The 15,599-nt window shown below is 63.8% G+C and carries 13 protein-coding genes; 8 read left to right on the forward strand and 5 right to left on the reverse strand.

From position 1 onward, the window contains the following. Nucleotides 1-90: 90 nt before the first annotated feature. Nucleotides 91-990, reverse strand: coding sequence for an alpha/beta fold hydrolase (locus C8N35_RS01575; RefSeq protein ID WP_107987872.1), 900 nt, complete (start codon nucleotides 988-990; stop codon nucleotides 91-93). Nucleotides 991-1,073: 83 nt separating this feature from the next. Next, the gene (purD, locus tag C8N35_RS01580) at nucleotides 1,074-2,351 is read right to left on the reverse strand and encodes a phosphoribosylamine--glycine ligase (RefSeq protein WP_107987873.1); all 1,278 of its coding nucleotides are present in this window, start codon (nucleotides 2,349-2,351) and stop codon (nucleotides 1,074-1,076) included. 144 nt (nucleotides 2,352-2,495) lie between these two features. On the opposite strand from purD, the gene ubiA reads away from it, so the two are divergent. Together ubiA and C8N35_RS01590 are read left to right on the forward strand one after the other, a co-directional pair. Continuing rightward, entirely contained in the window at nucleotides 2,496-3,440 is a 945-nt protein-coding gene (ubiA, locus tag C8N35_RS01585) for a 4-hydroxybenzoate octaprenyltransferase (protein ID WP_428977095.1), read from the forward strand. Between the two features lie 64 nt (nucleotides 3,441-3,504). Continuing rightward, nucleotides 3,505-3,864: a putative quinol monooxygenase gene (locus C8N35_RS01590; RefSeq protein WP_107987875.1), complete on the forward strand. Its 360-nt coding sequence runs from the start codon at nucleotides 3,505-3,507 to the stop codon at nucleotides 3,862-3,864. 26 nt (nucleotides 3,865-3,890) lie between these two features. On the opposite strand, the gene C8N35_RS01595 is transcribed toward C8N35_RS01590, so the two are convergent. Beyond that, nucleotides 3,891-4,337: a nucleoside deaminase gene (locus tag C8N35_RS01595; protein WP_107989007.1), complete on the reverse strand. Its 447-nt coding sequence runs from the start codon at nucleotides 4,335-4,337 to the stop codon at nucleotides 3,891-3,893. Between the two features lie 135 nt (nucleotides 4,338-4,472). On the opposite strand from C8N35_RS01595, the gene C8N35_RS01600 reads away from it, so the two are divergent. From C8N35_RS01600 to C8N35_RS01625, 6 genes are all read left to right on the forward strand, one after another. Further along, nucleotides 4,473-5,795: a pseudouridine synthase gene (locus tag C8N35_RS01600; protein ID WP_107987876.1), complete on the forward strand. Its 1,323-nt coding sequence runs from the start codon at nucleotides 4,473-4,475 to the stop codon at nucleotides 5,793-5,795. Nucleotides 5,796-5,807: 12 nt separating this feature from the next. After that, nucleotides 5,808-6,368, forward strand: a complete 561-nt coding sequence (rsmD, locus tag C8N35_RS01605) for a 16S rRNA (guanine(966)-N(2))-methyltransferase RsmD (RefSeq protein WP_107987877.1) — start codon at nucleotides 5,808-5,810, stop codon at nucleotides 6,366-6,368. A 133-nt stretch (nucleotides 6,369-6,501) separates the two neighbouring features. Beyond that, on the forward strand, nucleotides 6,502-7,428 hold the full coding sequence (locus tag C8N35_RS01610; protein ID WP_107987878.1) for an ABC transporter ATP-binding protein: 927 nt from the start codon (nucleotides 6,502-6,504) through the stop codon (nucleotides 7,426-7,428). Continuing rightward, nucleotides 7,425-8,186 carry an ABC transporter permease gene (locus C8N35_RS01615; protein ID WP_107987879.1) on the forward strand — a complete coding sequence of 254 codons (762 nt, stop codon included), beginning with the start codon at nucleotides 7,425-7,427 and terminating at the stop codon, nucleotides 8,184-8,186. Before C8N35_RS01610 ends, C8N35_RS01615 begins: the two co-directional genes overlap by 4 nt. A gap of 230 nt (nucleotides 8,187-8,416) precedes the next feature. Continuing rightward, nucleotides 8,417-8,806: a response regulator gene (locus tag C8N35_RS01620; RefSeq protein ID WP_170121987.1), complete on the forward strand. Its 390-nt coding sequence runs from the start codon at nucleotides 8,417-8,419 to the stop codon at nucleotides 8,804-8,806. 284 nt (nucleotides 8,807-9,090) lie between these two features. Then, nucleotides 9,091-10,308, forward strand: a complete 1,218-nt coding sequence (locus C8N35_RS01625; RefSeq protein WP_107987881.1) for a sensor histidine kinase — start codon at nucleotides 9,091-9,093, stop codon at nucleotides 10,306-10,308. A gap of 288 nt (nucleotides 10,309-10,596) precedes the next feature. Here the strand turns inward: C8N35_RS01625 and C8N35_RS01630 are convergent, their stop codons facing one another. Then, nucleotides 10,597-13,053, reverse strand: a complete 2,457-nt coding sequence (locus tag C8N35_RS01630; RefSeq protein ID WP_210203357.1) for a L,D-transpeptidase family protein — start codon at nucleotides 13,051-13,053, stop codon at nucleotides 10,597-10,599. Nucleotides 13,054-13,484: 431 nt separating this feature from the next. Then, nucleotides 13,485-15,425 carry a DNA mismatch repair endonuclease MutL gene (gene mutL, locus C8N35_RS01635; protein ID WP_107987882.1) on the reverse strand — a complete coding sequence of 647 codons (1,941 nt, stop codon included), beginning with the start codon at nucleotides 15,423-15,425 and terminating at the stop codon, nucleotides 13,485-13,487. Nucleotides 15,426-15,599: the final 174 nt, after the last annotated feature.

Genomic DNA, 15,599 nt, shown 5'->3' on the forward strand with positions numbered 1-15,599 from the left:
GAAGCGTTAGCCGGCGATCATGACGATGCAATGATCGGCGTCTTGTCCAAAGTTTCTGCGCTGATCAACGCACGACCAGCTTCGCCGGTTTCACGACTGTTTGAAAAAGCTGATGAGCGCGGCGGTCGTCGCCTCCGGGTTTTCCTCGGGCAGGAAATGGCCGCCGTCGACTGCTTGTCCCTCAACGGCGGTTGCCCAGTCGCGCCAGACATCGAGCGGATTCTTGTCCGGAGATAGGCCGCGCCCGCCCCACAGCACCAGAAGCGGCACGTCTATCGTCTTGCCCGCTGCACGATCCGCAGTATCGATGTCCATATCGATGCCTGCCCCTGCGCGATAATCCTCGCAGGCCGCATGAATGCGTTCCGGGTCGGAGAAAAAGGCGCGGTAGTGTTCCAGCGCCCGCTTGTCGAAGGCGGAAAGATTGCCGTTGGCGGTCCAGCTCGCCAACGTGTGTTCCAGATAGAAGGTGCTGGCGCGGGCGATGAGGTTCTCCGGCAGGGGCGTCGGCTGGGCCAGGAACAGCCAGTGGTACATCTTCAGGCCGTACTCCAGGTTCATCTGCCGCCAGTAGTCGTAGGTCGGCAGGATGTCGAGAACCGCGAGGCGCGACAGCCGGTCGGGATGATCCAGCCCCAGGCGATAGGCGACCCGCGCGCCGCGATCATGTCCGGCGAGCGCGAAGGTCTGGTGGCCGAGCCGCGTCATCATCGCGGCGATGTCGTTGCCCATCGCACGCTTGGAATAGGCGAGCCCCTTTTCCGACTTCGGCACGGAGCTTTGGCCATAGCCGCGAAGGTCCGGAATGATGCAGGTGAAATGCCGGCTCAGTTCGGACGCCAGCTTGTGCCACATGACGCCGCATTCGGGATACCCGTGCACGAGCACAAGCGGCATCCCCTCCCCGCCGATGCGCACATGCAGCGTGGCCCCCTCACCCTCCACCATGCGAGTCTCGAAACCGGGAAAGAGTTCGGGCAGATCGGCCATGGAAAGGATCCTCGCATGTTCCGCGCGAGGATGGCCCCACTTGCAGCATCTTTCAATGCCGCGTTCGCAGCATATGCCGCCTGTTACCCGCGTTCACGCTCCACGGCCCGCCAACCGATGTCGCGCCGGCAGAAGCCTTGCGGCCAGTCGATCGCATCGACCGCCGCGTAGGCCCGCGCCTGCGCGTCCGCCACCGTCGCGCCGAGCGCGGTAACGCCCAGAACGCGGCCGCCATTGGCGAGGGTGCGGTCGCAGTCGGCCCTGGTGCCCGCATGGAAGACCTGCACCGCCGGATCGGAAGCCGCGGCATCGAGCCCGCGGATATCCGTGCCCTTTTCATAGGACCCCGGATAACCGTTCGCGGCCATGACGACGCAGAGCGCGGTGTCGTTGCTCCAGGAAATCGTTCGACCTTCCAGCTTGCCGTCGGTGGCGGCCAGCAGCAGCTCGAGAAGATCGCTTTCAAGCCGCATCATCAGCGCCTGACACTCGGGATCCCCGAAGCGGACATTATATTCGATGAGCTTCGGACCATCCTCGGTGATCATCAGCCCCGCATAGAGGATACCGGTGAAGGCGCAGCCCATCTCGGCCATGCCGCGCATGGTCGGCTCGATGATCTCGACCATGGTGCGCGCCACGAGCGCGTCGCTCATCACGGGAGCCGGCGAATAGGCGCCCATGCCGCCGGTATTCGGCCCCTCGTCGCCGTCGAAGACGCGCTTGTGGTCCTGGGCGGTGGCGAGCGGCAGCGCCGTAGTGCCGTCGCAAAGCGCGAAGAAGCTCGCCTCCTCGCCCTCCATGAATTCTTCCACCACGACTTCCGCGCCGGCCTCGCCGAAGGTACCCTCGAAGCACGCGGCGACCGCGTCGAGCGCATCTTTCTCATTCATCGCGACGATGACGCCCTTGCCGGCGGCGAGCCCGTCCGCCTTGACGACGATCGGCGCGCCCTTCTCGCGCACATAGGCGCTGGCGGTTTCCGTATCCGTGAAGCGGCCGTAGGCGGCGGTGGGAATGTCGTATTTCGCGCAGAGATCCTTGGTGAAGCCCTTGGAGCCCTCCAGACGGGCGGCGGCGGCGGTGGGCCCGAAGACCTTGATGCCCGCCCTGGCCAGATCATCCGCAAGTCCGGCGACCAGCGGTGCCTCGGGACCGACGACGACGAGGCCGATGGTCTTTTCCTCGCAGAACGAGACAACGGCCGCATGGTCGGTGACATCAAGCGCGACATGGGTCGCAACGCGGTCGATACCGGCATTGCCGGGAGCGGCATAGAGCGCCTCGATCAGCGGTGATTTGGCGAGCGCCCAGGCCAGCGCGTGTTCGCGCCCGCCGGAGCCGATGAGAAGGACGTTCATGCGCAATCCCCGTCGCGGATTCATTTCGCGCGGGGTCTAGCACGGGATGGCGCGCGCGCAAATCGGTTCCGCACTTGACCTTGGCTCCGTTCCGCGCGAACTCAGGGAGCGAGCAGCCACCCTCAGCGCGGTATCGACATGAAGATGCAATTTCCCGGCATGGTGACGGAAGCCGTCGCAGACGCCGTTTCCGGCAACTGGGTCGACCGGTTCGCCCCCGAATGGCTGAAACCCTATGCGCGGCTGGCGCGCTGGGACCGGCCGATCGGCTGGTGGCTGCTGATGTGGCCGTGCTGGTGGTCGGCCGCGCTGGCGGCCGAAGCCGCCGGATACATGCTGCCGAACATTTGGCACCTGGTGCTGTTCATGATCGGCGCCATCGCCATGCGCGGTGCGGGCTGTACCTACAACGACATCGTCGACCGCAATTATGACGGCATGGTCGAGCGCACACGCTCGCGCCCCATCCCGTCCGGCCAGGTCTCCACGGTGCAAGCCGTCATCTTCATGATCCTTCAGGCGCTGGCTGGCCTCGTGGTGCTGTTGCAGTTCAACACCTACACGATCGTGCTGGGCTTCTGCTCGCTCGTTGTGGTGGCGATCTACCCGTTCATGAAGCGGATCACCTACTGGCCGCAGTCGGTTCTGGGCCTTGCCTTCAACTGGGGCGCGCTGGTGGGCTGGAGCGCCGTCTTCGGGCATCTCTCGTGGGCCCCGGTCGCGCTTTATGCCGGCGGCATCCTGTGGACCATCGGCTACGACACGATCTATGCCCACCAGGACAAGGAAGACGACGCGCTGATCGGGGTGAAGTCCACGGCCCGCCTGTTCGGCGGCTGGACGGAGACCGCCGTCTCGTTTCTCTATATCGGCGCAACCGCCTTCTTCGTGCTGGCGGCGACGCTGGCGGACGCCGGGCCGCTCGCCTTCCTCGGCCTTGCCGTCGGCGCGATCCACTTCATCTGGCAGATCATCGTCCTCGACATCGACGACAACGACCAGTGCCTCAAGCTGTTCCGCTCCAACCGCATCTATGGCTGGATCGTGTTCACCGGTTTCGTTGTGGACGGGCTGATCGCCAATTTCTGATATTTGTGCCAATAGTGGGAAATCGATTGATATCGCTGGGGCACAACGCCCGACGGGAGGAACGATGAGCGAACATATTCACTGGATGCTCGAACTCGCGCTGAAGGAGGGGGCGGCGGACGACCTGAAGGCCTTGATGCGCGAGATGGTCGACGCCACCAAGGCGGACGAGCCCGGCGCGCTCATCTACGAATGGTTTATCGACGAGGCCGAGACGAGCGTCCACATCTACGAACGCTATGCCGATTCCGCCGCCACGATGGTGCATCTCAATAATTTCGGCACGAAATTCGCCGCGCGCTTCATGGAACTGGTGAAGCCGACGCGGATGACCGTCTACGGCGCTCCGGACGAAACTGTGAGCGCCGCGCTCAAACGCCTCAACGCCACGTTCATGAGCGAGATCGGCGGCTTCGCGCGATAAGCGCGGGGAACCGAAATCAGCGCGACTTACCGCCGGTCGCGAAAGAAACCTTTCAACAAGTCCACAGCCCGGCTTTCTCCAATGCCGGAATAGACCTCCGGGGCGTGATGGCATGTGGCCTGCGCGAAGAAGCGCGGACCGTGTTCCACCGCCCCGCCCTTGGGATCGGCCGCCCCGAAATAGAGCCGGCGGATGCGCGCGAACGAGATCGCTGCGGCGCACATGGCACAAGGTTCCAGCGACACATAGAGATCGCAGTCGCCGAGCCGCTGGGACGCGAGCTTTTCCGCCGCCTCACGGATGACGAGGATCTCCGCGTGCGCGGTCGGGTCGTTGTCGGCAAGCGTCCGGTTGCCGGCTGCCGCGATGATCTCGCCATCGCGCACGATCACCGCGCCCACGGGCACTTCGCCGCGCGCGGCGGCGGCTTCCGCCTGAGCCAGAGCTTCGTCCATGAAGGAAGGAGACTTCATCATGGCCGGCAAGCTAGTGGCAAGCGGCGCGTTTTAGAAGCCGTCAGTTCGCAGTTGGTCATCGCCCCCCGCATTTTCCCATACCACCGCGCTATTTCGTTTCCGCCGCGCGCGACCTCTGCTATCACCCGCAGCATGGTCAAGGACACATCGAAACCGACGGCCCCCGGGGCTGGCGCTGAAGCAGACAACGGGGCGGACAAGGGCGAGCGCATCGCCAAGGTGATGGCGCGCGCCGGGCTATGCTCGCGCCGCGAGGCGGAAGGCTGGATCGCCGCCGGCCGCGTCGAGATCAACGGCCGTAAGCTCACCACCCCCGCCATCACCGTCACCGCGAAGGACAAGGTGGTGGTCGACGGCCAGGCCCTTCCCATGCGCGAGCGTACGCGGTTGTGGCTCTTCAACAAGCCCAAGGGCTTCGTCACCACATCGCGCGACCCGGAAGGCCGGCCGACAGTGTTCGACCGGCTGCCTAAGGACCTGCCGCGCGTCATTTCCGTTGGGCGGCTCGACATCAACACCGAGGGTCTGCTGCTGCTTACCAACGACGGCGGGCTGGCGCGCATGCTGGAACTTCCCGCCACCGGCTGGCTGCGCCGCTACCGCGTGCGCGCCCACGGCAAGGTCACACAGGCAGATCTCGATGCATTGAAAAACGGCATCGCCATCGACGGCGTCTTCTACGGTGCCATCGAGGCCGAGGTTGACCGCGAGCAGGGATCCAACATCTGGCTCACGCTGGGCCTGCGCGAAGGCAAGAACCGCGAGGTCAAACGCGTGCTGGAGCATCTGGGCCTGTCGGTAAACCGGCTGATCCGCATCTCCTTCGGCCCCTTTCAGCTGGCCGACCTTGCGGAAGGCACGACACGCGAGATCCGCGGCCGGGTCCTGCGCGACCAGCTCGGCGACAAGCTCGCACGCGAATCGGGCGCCGATTTCGACGCGCCGATCAACCAGCGCCAGCAGGACCAGAAGAAGCAGGCAGCGAACGCGAAAACCACCAAGAAGCCGGGGAAGCCACGCGCCAAGACCGAGCCCGGCTGGATCAGCGCCAAGCAAGGTGAGCAGGCACACGCCAAGGCCCACCCCAAGCACAAGGCCGGCGGGGCGAAGCCCGGGCTGAAGTCCAGACCGGATGCCGAGGCATCGACGCCCCCCAAGGGACGCGGCGGGGCCGGCAGCCGGATTCCCGCCAATGCGCGGCCCGGTGGCACCGGCGGCCGCGGCCCGTCCGACGAGGCCCCTGCGCGCGGCGGAAAAGCTGCCGGGAGCCGGTCCTCGGGAGGCCAGGCATCGGGAAACAAGGCATCAGGCAGCCAGACGCGCGGGGACAAGACACGCGGCGGATCGGGCGGCCCGAGAACGAGCAGTCCGGGTGCGGGTGGTCCGGGTGCGGGTGGCCGAGGAGGTCCGAAGCCCGGCAACCGGGGGCCGCGTTCGCGTCCGCCGAAATCGTAAGGCCGAAATCCCATGCGCATCGTCTCGGGCCGGTTTCGCGGCACCCATCTGGCAACGCCGAAGAGCGAGGGCACCCGCCCCACATCCGACCGCTTGCGTGAGACCATCTTCAACATCCTCGCCCACGGCCATGGCGATGTCGTCGTCGATGCGCGCGTGCTCGATCTCTTCGCCGGCACAGGCGCGCTCGGCCTTGAAGCCCTGAGCCGGGGGGCACGAGCTTGCGTCTTCGTCGAGGAGGCCGTGGAGCCGCGCGGTCTCATCCGGCGCAACGTGGAGACGATGGGGCTTACCGGCGCCACCAAGATCTTCCGCCGCGATGCGACGCAGCTCGGCGAGGCGGGCACAATCGAGCCTTTCGATCTGATCTTCCTCGACCCGCCCTATCGCAGGGGGCTCGGCGAGAAGGCGCTTGCTAGCGCGAAGGCCGGCGGCTGGGTAAAGCCATCCGCGCTCTGCGTGCTGGAAGAAGCCGCCGATGTCGCGATCGCGATCCCTGCAGGGTTCGAGCTCCTCGATGAGCGCACCGCCGGCGACAGCAAGGTCCTGTTCCTGCGCGTTGCCGGCGAATAACGGACCCTCTGTTCCAAAATTATCGGGCCGTTCCTTGCCTTTGCCGCCGGCGACCCCAAATGTGCCCGCACGACACCGGGCGCACGACACGGGCGCATCCTGCCCGCACACTCCGATCCCATTCAAGGCTTTCATGGCACCGATCCTAAAGATTTCCGGGCTTTCCAAGGTCTATGACAGCGGCTTTACCGCCCTCAAGTCTGTCGACCTTGAAATCGACAAGGGCGAAATCTTCGCGCTTCTGGGCCCCAATGGCGCGGGCAAGACCACGCTCATTTCAATCATCTGCGGCCTCGTCAGCCCGAGCGGCGGCACGGTCGTCGCCGACGGCCACGACGTCATCCGCGACTATCGCGCCGCACGCGCCATGATCGGGCTGGTACCGCAGGAACTCACAACGGACTCTTTCGAGACCGTGTGGGCGACGGTGAGCTTCTCGCGCGGCCTGTTCGGCAAGCCGAAAAACCCCGCTCATATCGAGAAGGTGCTGAAGGCACTCAGCCTTTACGACAAGCGCGATTCCAAGGTGATGACGCTTTCCGGCGGCATGAAACGACGCGTGCTGATCGCCAAGGCACTGGCACACGAGCCGGAAATCCTCTTCCTCGACGAACCGACGGCCGGCGTCGATGTGGAGCTGCGCCGCGATATGTGGAATGTGGTGCGAGAGCTTCGCGACGGGGGTGTCACCATCATTCTGACCACCCATTACATCGAGGAAGCCGAAGAGATGGCCGACCGGGTCGGCATCATCAACAAGGGCGAACTGATGCTGGTGGAAGACAAGGCGGAACTGATGCGCAAGCTTGGCCGCAAGCAACTCCGCCTGACGCTGCACGAACCCCTTGGCGCGCTCCCCGAGGCTCTTGCCGACCACGGACTGGAACTCGGCAAGGACGGAACCGAGATCGTCTACACCTACGACAGCCAGGGCGAGCGCACGGGCATCACCACATTGCTTTCCGACCTTTCGCAAAACGGCATCCGCTTCAAGGATCTCGATACCAGCCAGAGCACGCTGGAAGAGATCTTCGTCAATCTGGTGAGGAATCAGCAATGAACTTCCACGCCGTGCGCGCAATTTACGTCTACGAAATGGCCCGTGCCTTCCGCACCCTGTTGCAGAGCGTCGTCTCGCCGGTCATTTCCACCTCGCTCTATTTCGTCGTGTTCGGCGCGGCGATCGGCTCGCGCATCGACGAGATCAACGGCGTCTCCTACGGGGCCTTCATCGTGCCCGGTCTGATCATGCTCTCGCTGCTCACCCAGAGCCTGACCAACGCCTCCTTCGGCATCTATTTCCCGAAATTCGTCGGCACCATCTACGAGGTGCTGTCGGCGCCCGTCTCCTTCATCGAGGTGGTGATCGCCTATGTCGGGGCGGCCGCGACCAAGTCGATCATCCTAGGGCTGATCATCCTCGGGACAGCCAGCCTGTTTGTGCCGCTGAGGATCGAGCACCCCTTCGTCATGCTCACCTTTCTGGTGCTGACCGCGCTGACCTTCTCGCTGTTCGGTTTCATCATCGGCATCTGGGCCGACAGCTTCGAGAAGCTGCAGCTCGTACCGCTGCTGATCATCACACCGCTAACGTTTCTCGGTGGCAGCTTCTATTCCATCGACATGCTGCCACCCTTCTGGCGCACGGCGACGCTGTTCAACCCCGTCGTTTACCTGGTTTCCGGCTTTCGATGGAGTTTCTACGGCGTATCGGATGTCTCCGTGTGGATCTCGCTTGCCATGACGGGTCTCTTCCTGGCGATCTGCCTCACCGCGATCTGGTGGATCTTCCATACTGGCTGGCGACTGAAAAGTTAATTCCAAGCCCACATTCATCGCAAAATATATCAATATGAATCGTAATATCTCCGATATTGACGCACGGTTCACGTTGTCTAGTATAACTAATAGGCCACAAATGATGGATAATAGACCTTCTAATTCCACCTAATACCCCAGAGGCGACGTGCCTAGGGTCAGAATATTTTAAGAATGGACTTCGCCGAATGCTCCCCAAAAGCCGTGAAGCGATGTATCAGAACAGAGTCATGGTCGTCGATGACGATGAAGACGACATCTATCTGATGAAGAAAGCGCTGGCGCGTCTTCAGGAGTCCGCCCGGGTCAATCTCGATCTGACATTCGTCCTTTCCGGATCAGATGCGTTGGGCGAGATCGATCGCGGTCTTCAAGACAACACCCTGCCGGACAAGATCTTTCTCGATCTGAACATGCCCGGGGTGAATGGACTTGATGTCCTTCACCACTGCATGGTGCAGGAGATACTCGACAAGGTAGATGTCGTCGTGATCACGACCGCTTCCGATCCCGATACCCGCCGTGCCGCGCTGGCCAGCGGTGCCAGATCGGTGTGCGTCAAACCAAACAGCCTGCAAGAAATGTCCGAGCTGATTTCCAGACTTCTGGACGTCAACTGAACGCTCATCCATCCTGCAGCAGCGGTTCCCCCGGCCGGAAGACGATCACCTGACAGGAAATCGTCGGCTAATCTCAAAGCCGTCTTCCACTCAAAGCGCTCGCGCAAGACGCAATTCGAGAACATAATAATTCCGCAACGTCATTTTTTGTCCGAAAGAGGCCGTTCATTTTCGCCATCTCATACGGATTCGCCATCTCATACGGACGCCAAGGAATTTTGACGGGAGACTGATGCCCCGGTCTTGCCGCAAGGAAGGAGCCGGGGCAAGGGGAAGGCGCGGTCATGTCCGGGTACCTGGAGAACTTCTTCGAGGCGCAATCGTTCCTGGCGCACGGCTACTGTATGACGTGGAGAGGTGACCTGATCGCGCTACATGCGGTTTCCGACGCACTGATCTTCGTCAGCTACGTACTGATCCCCCTGGCAATGCTCTATTTCGTGCTACAACGTCCGGACCTTGCGCATAAAGGGATATTCGGACTCTTCGCGGCTTTCATTCTCGCCTGCGGAACCACTCATCTGATTTCCCTGATCACTCTGTGGGAGCCGATCTACGGCCTGGAAGGCCTGGTCAAGGCCATCACCGCGGCGATTTCCATGGCAACCGTCGTCGCCACGGGACTTGCGATCCCCAAAGCCCTCCGCCTGCCCAGTCCCGCCATGCTGCGCGAAGCCAATCTTCAACTGGTGGACGAGGTGGAAAGCCACAGCCGGACAAATCGCGATCTGATCCGCCTCCAGGACCAGCTGCGCGAGCATATGCGGGCGCGGGCGCGGGAAATGGAGGCCAAGGCGAGCGAGCTGGAGCGGGCGAACGAGAGCCTGCGCCGCTTCGCGCATATCGCCTCGCACGATCTGCAGGAGCCGCTGCGCAAGATATCGGTCTATGCCGACCTGCTCGAAGAGGCGCAGGAGAAGGGGGACACGGAAGACGCCGAGCGCGCGGTGCAGCGTTTGCGCACAATGTCGACCCGAGCCCGGACAATGGTCAGCGACCTGCTGCGGTTTTCCAAGATGAGCCAGTACGAACCCGCCCGAATCCCGATCGATATCGGCGCGGCGATCCGTGAGGTGGCAGAGCTGTTCGAACACACGCTTGCCGCAAGCGACGGCACGTTGGAAATCGACGTCGACGACCTGAAGGCGGAGGCGGACCCGCTGCTGGTGCGCCAGATTTTCCAGAACATCATCGGCAATGCGATCAAGTACGTTCCGAAGGGACGCGGACCCCGCATCCGGGTAACGACGCGCCGGGAACATAACCACCGCCTGATCATGATCTCGGACAACGGCATCGGCTTCGCCCCGGAATTCAAATCGAAGATCTTCGAGCCTTTCACCCGTCTGCACGGGCGAGACGTTGCCGACGGCTCGGGCATCGGCCTCGCGATCGTCGCGCGGGCCGTTCAGGGCATGGGCTGGCGGATCGACGTGGACACAGTCCCGGACAAGGGCACCACCTTCACCCTGGCGATTCCCCAAGGCGATATCCTGGTATAGCCCGCCTCTCCCTCGCGGGCGGGAGAGGAGACAGAAGCCCGGCTCGCGGACGGTATCGCGCACTCCATCCAGCGCTCTCGCTTGTGCCAGCCGCGCAACGGCGCACAAACGAAAAGAGGCGCCCGAAGGCGCCTCTCTCAGATCGAGCTTGCGCGCTGTATGAGCCCGCCGGGTGGATAGAGCGAAACGGAAGGATCCCTTCCGTTTCGACACGTTAGTCCATGGGGCCAATACCTTAGCGGCATGATTGTCTCAGACGGATGGAAACCATCCGTCTGAGACAGCCCACTATCCGTGACGTGCCTTGCGCGTCGCCTCGATGGCTCGGGAAAGATACATGTCACGATCGTAGACATCGGGGAAGTACTGCACCTTGCCGGTCTTGGCATCCGGCCAGGCGGTAAAATACGAGACATAGACGGGAATGTTTCCGGCAACCGTGTCCGCATCGTTCTTGCCCTGGGCGATACGTTCGGAAACGTAGGTCTTGTCCTTGCCGAGCACGGCCGCCGCCATCGCCTTGGGATCCTGCAGACGCACGCAGCCGTGGCTGAACGCACGGTTGGCGCGCTGGAACAGCGACTTGGCCGGCGTATCGTGCATGTAGATATGGTGCTTGTTCGGGAACAGGATCTTCAGTTCGCCAAGTGCGTTGGAATGGCCGGGAAGCTGACGCACGTTGATGCTCTGCTTCTTGGCCGCAACAGCCCGCCAGTCGACGGAGGCGGAGGAGACCTGCCGGCCGTTCACGGTCGTGACCTCGTACCCGGATTCGTCGAGATAATACGGGTTGTTGTTCAGCTTCGGGATCATCTCGTTGACGATGATCGAATAGGGAACGCCCCAATAGGGGTTGAATTCGACCGTCTTGATATGATCGTAGAAGAAGTTGGTCTGGTTCGACTTCTTGCCCACGACAACCCGCATGGACAACGGATCGCGTCCCTGCTGGACATAGGTCGCGGTGAAGGCCGGCTGATTGATGAAGACGCGGCGCTCGCCAAGATCGCGCGGCAACCAGCGCAGCCGCTCCATCGCGAGCTTCACCTTCTCTACCTTGGAATCGAGCGTCATGCCGACCATGGTGCGCACGGTGTTCGGCCCCACTACTCCATCGGCGGAAAGCCCGGCCTCGCGCTGATAGTCCTTGACCAGCGACACAAGCTCCGGCGTGTAGGTTTGCCCACCATCATAGGTGTCGAAGGTATCAGCGTGATCGGTCTTCAGATCCTCCGACGCCTTCCGCTCGATTGCCTTGACGACGTTGGCCATTTCCGGATCGCTCTGGCCCGGTTTGATCAGCGTGTTCGCCGCGATGGTAACCGGGGCTTCCTCGCTCTGCATCTTGAGCATGGCAAGAGCGGCCACCAGTTCCTTGAATTCCTTGCTGGAGGGGTTGCGTGCCTCCAGATAGGCGGTGACGTCATCGCTCGCGGCAAGGCTCGCCATCGTCACATCAAGGTCGACGTCGTGGCGCGGCAGGTCGTGGTAGCCGGAAATGCGGTCGGCATCCACGCGACCGCGCTGGGCATCGAGCGCATAGGTGAGCGCCGCCGCCGACATCTCCATCTCGAAACGCATCAGGTCGCGTTCACGCTCGCGGACGCCCAGGCCCGGCGCGGAAAGCGCCGTGCTGGCATCGTTGACGACCCCGTCATTGGCCGCATCGTTGCTCGCGACCTCGACGTCGGAATTCCCCATCGCCACCGTATCGCGCGGCATTTCCACGGCATAGTCGGCCGGATCGAGACCGACCGTACCTGCCGCCGCAAGCACCTTCATCGCGGCGCGGGCCTTGTCGGAGACCTTTCCGTCCTCGACCCAGACAAACGCCGGCTTCTTCGTGTAATAGGCTTCGACCGCATCGATGACCTCGGGCAGCGCGCGCAGCTTGAGGCCGGCGAGCATCTCCGCATCGCGCTCGAACGGGGTCGGGTCTGCCGGATTGACCGCGGTTTCAGGTGTCGCATCGTTCAATGCGGTCGCATCATCGGCGGCGGCGGGCGCGGCCGCGTCAGCGCCCGACCCGGCGGGCACCGACTGCGCGTCGGCGGCGGTCGTCGTGGCAGGATCGGCCGAGGTCGAATCAGCTGCGGTCGGATCAGCAGCCGTCGCGTTCGTCGCGTTGGCGGAACCGGTATTGTTGGCCGCGCCGCTGCCCGTCTCGGGAACGGCGCGATCCGTAGCGGTCGTCTGGTCGTTCGGGCTGTCGCCGGACGCGGCGATGGAACCGGTCAGACGCACATCGCCGGCGCGTTCGGGGGACTGCTCCGTGGTCGCGGCCCGAGCCTGCGCGTCACGGCGCGCGGCTTCCGCCTCCGCGGCCTCCTGCTGGCGCTTAAGCGCGGCCTCGGCCACCGCACGCGACAATGCGTCCAGCGAAACCGTCTTCAGCTCGTCCGGCTTGTAGGTGTAGTATTTCGGACTTGAAACGTGGGCCTTTACCGGCTCGGGATCGTAGCGGTCGTAGTCGTAATCCTTGCTCTGGGATCCCCAGCCGCCCCAACCGAAGAGACCGCCGCCGCGACGCTCGCGTCGCTGATGGCGGTAGCCTTGGGGCGCACGTTCGGCGCGCGGGTCGTAGTAACTGCGTCCCGGGTTCTCCGAACGCATGCGTTCGACACTGCGCGCACCGGCGAAACGGTCCGCTCCTTCAGCGGCGACCGGCTGAGACGACATCACCACCGCGCTCGCGAGAAGGGCGGAAACAAAGGCCGCCCGGTGGCCGCGCATTCTGAACGTCATTAGGAACCTACCAGATTTCTTCATCGTCAATCAGGCCACAACCATCGCCTGAACAAAGTTAACCAAACACTACACCAGCGACCATCAGACATCACATCTGAGCGAGGTGTAATCCGGAGCGCTCCAGACGCCTGCACAGCGCACCCCGCCCGGATCGGCGAGGCTCGCTTATGCGCCTGCAACTTAGACAAAAATGCAGCAAACGTGTCGAAGTTCCGGTGATCTATATCACTGTTTGCGTTATCGCCATCCCGGTGAAACTCGCTATCTGCATGTACAAGCGCTGTTTTCCGCCAACGCAGCGGTTCCTTTCACGAAGCCGTGCGTGCGTTTTGGACATCTTGTGTCGCGCGGGCCACAGACCCTTCAAAGCCTCCAGCACCTCTCGTTACCGCCTCGACGCCCGCGCACCGGGAGCAATCGCAGAAAGGTCAGCGTCGGCCGAACAGCTTTTCGATATCGGCGAGCTTCAGTTCGATCCAGGTCGGCCGGCCGTGGTTGCACTGCCCCGAAAGCGGCGTCGCCTCCATCTCGCGCAACAGCGCGTTCATTTCCTCCGGCCTGAGCCTTCGCCCCGAGCGCACGGAGCCGTGGCAGGCCATGGTTGCGGCCACGTGGTCGAGCCGCTCGCGCAGACGCGTCGCCTCGCTCATGTCGGCAATGTCGTCGGCGATATCGCGCACGAGCCCCCGGATATCGGTATCCCCCAGCAGCGCCGGCGTTTCGCGCACCGCCACGGCACCCGGTCCGAAGCTCTCCAGCACCAGCCCGCATTCGGCCAGTTCGTCGGCCCGGTCGAGTAGCCGCTCCACATCCTCCTGCGCCAGCTCCACCACTTCCGGGATAAGCAGCATCTGGCTCGCCACGCCTTTGGCCGCGAGTGCATCCTTCAGGCGTTCGTAGACGAGCCTTTCATGGGCCGCATGCTGGTCGACGATGACGAGGCCGTCCTCGGTCTGGGCGACGATGTAATTGGCATGAAGCTGCGCCCGTGCTGCCCCCAGCGGATGCGCCTGCAAACCGGCATCGACGGGCATGGCATCGGCGCGGGTATCGGCGGACGTCGCGTCGAAGCCGGCAAAGGGCGCCTGACTTTCGGCAAAACCGAATGCGCCGGCATCCTGCGCGGTCTCTTCCAGAACCTCCACCCCGGAAGCCCCTTCACCATGAAGCGGGCGGAAGGCAGAAAGCCGCCAGTCCTGCGCATCGCCCGAAGGCCGGCTCGGAACGTGGCGCGGTGCAGCGTATCCGCCGGACCAGGGTCTGGCCGGCGCCGCCTGGGCATTGCCGCCCTGCCAGCCACCGGTCCGCGGATCAACACCGTTCGGGCGTGCGAAATCGAGCGCCTCGCGACCGCCGGTGGACGATGCCCTGTGCCCCGCCTCCACCAGCGCGCGCTTGATGGCACCGACCATCAGCCCGCGCACCAGCTGACTGTCGCGAAACCGCACGTCGGCCTTGGCGGGATGCACGTTGACGTCGACCTGATGCGGGTCGAGATCGAGATCTAGAACGACGATGGGATGCCGGTCGCGCGCCAGCACGTCCGCATAGGCGCCGCGCAGGGCGCCAAGAAGCAGTTTGTCACGCACCGGCCGGCCATTGACGAAAAAGAACTGCTGCAGCGCGTTCGCCCGGTGGTAGGTCGGCAACCCGGCAAATCCGGTCAGCCGCACGCCCTCGCGCTCCGCCTCGATCGCCATGGCGTTGTCGACGAAATCCGAGCCCAGCACCTGGCCGATACGGGCAAGGCGCGCATCGGGGCCGGTGGCGGCGGGAAAATCGAGCGGCTGGCGACGGTCGGGGCCCGACAACGAGAAGCGCACATGCGGGTGAGCGAGCGCGATGCGCTTGACCACCTCGGTGATCGCGGCGGTCTCGGCACGGTCGGTCTTCAGGAATTTCAGCCGGGCGGGTGTTGCGAAGAACAGGTCGCGCACCTCCACCCGCGTGCCGCGATTGAGCGCGGAGGGGGCAACCTCACCCTTCTCGCCACCGTCGACGGTGATTTCCCAGCCGTGCGGCTCCTCCGCATTGCGGGTGGCGATGGTCAGCCGAGCCACGGCGCCGATGGAGGGCAACGCCTCGCCACGGAAGCCGAGCGTGCGGATGTCCATCAGGTCGCCTTCGGTCAGCTTCGAGGTGCAGTGCCTCTCGACCGCCAGCGCGAGGTCGGCCGCCGTCATGCCGGCGCCGTCGTCGGAGACGCGCATCAGGGTCTTGCCGCCGGCAGCCGTCACCACCTCGATGCGCGAGGCCCCGGCATCGAGCGCGTTCTCCACCAGCTCCTTCACCACCGACGCCGGACGTTCGATGACCTCGCCCGCGGCGATGCGGTTGATGACCGTTTCTGAAAGCTGCCTGACTGCCACGCCCTGTTCCTGTGGGGTTCTCTGCGGATTTGCCTGTCGGCGTTCGCCGCGCCGGTCGCCACGTCCTACCGGGAATTGGGGGCTTGCGGGGGCCGGTCGTTCGACTATGGTGCGGCCGCACGCCGCTTGAGATGTCCCCTCTTGCGAAGGGACGAAAGCCCAAACCGGCGCGCG

Origin of the sequence: Breoghania corrubedonensis, from assembly GCF_003053845.1 — a bacterium.
In the GTDB taxonomy this organism is placed as follows: Bacteria; Pseudomonadota; Alphaproteobacteria; order Rhizobiales; family Stappiaceae; genus Breoghania; species Breoghania corrubedonensis.

Coding starts and splice junctions, on each gene's coding strand:
- C8N35_RS01575 (WP_107987872.1), bottom strand. CDS start 990: ATGGCCGATCTGCCCGAACTCTTTCCCGGTTTCGAGACTCGCATGGTG.
- purD (WP_107987873.1), bottom strand. CDS start 2,351: ATGAACGTCCTTCTCATCGGCTCCGGCGGGCGCGAACACGCGCTGGCC.
- ubiA (WP_428977095.1), top strand. CDS start 2,496: ATGCAATTTCCCGGCATGGTGACGGAAGCCGTCGCAGACGCCGTTTCC.
- C8N35_RS01590 (WP_107987875.1), top strand. CDS start 3,505: ATGAGCGAACATATTCACTGGATGCTCGAACTCGCGCTGAAGGAGGGG.
- C8N35_RS01595 (WP_107989007.1), bottom strand. CDS start 4,337: ATGAAGTCTCCTTCCTTCATGGACGAAGCTCTGGCTCAGGCGGAAGCC.
- C8N35_RS01600 (WP_107987876.1), top strand. CDS start 4,473: ATGGTCAAGGACACATCGAAACCGACGGCCCCCGGGGCTGGCGCTGAA.
- rsmD (WP_107987877.1), top strand. CDS start 5,808: ATGCGCATCGTCTCGGGCCGGTTTCGCGGCACCCATCTGGCAACGCCG.
- C8N35_RS01610 (WP_107987878.1), top strand. CDS start 6,502: ATGGCACCGATCCTAAAGATTTCCGGGCTTTCCAAGGTCTATGACAGC.
- C8N35_RS01615 (WP_107987879.1), top strand. CDS start 7,425: ATGAACTTCCACGCCGTGCGCGCAATTTACGTCTACGAAATGGCCCGT.
- C8N35_RS01620 (WP_170121987.1), top strand. CDS start 8,417: ATGGTCGTCGATGACGATGAAGACGACATCTATCTGATGAAGAAAGCG.
- C8N35_RS01625 (WP_107987881.1), top strand. CDS start 9,091: ATGTCCGGGTACCTGGAGAACTTCTTCGAGGCGCAATCGTTCCTGGCG.
- C8N35_RS01630 (WP_210203357.1), bottom strand. CDS start 13,053: ATGACGTTCAGAATGCGCGGCCACCGGGCGGCCTTTGTTTCCGCCCTT.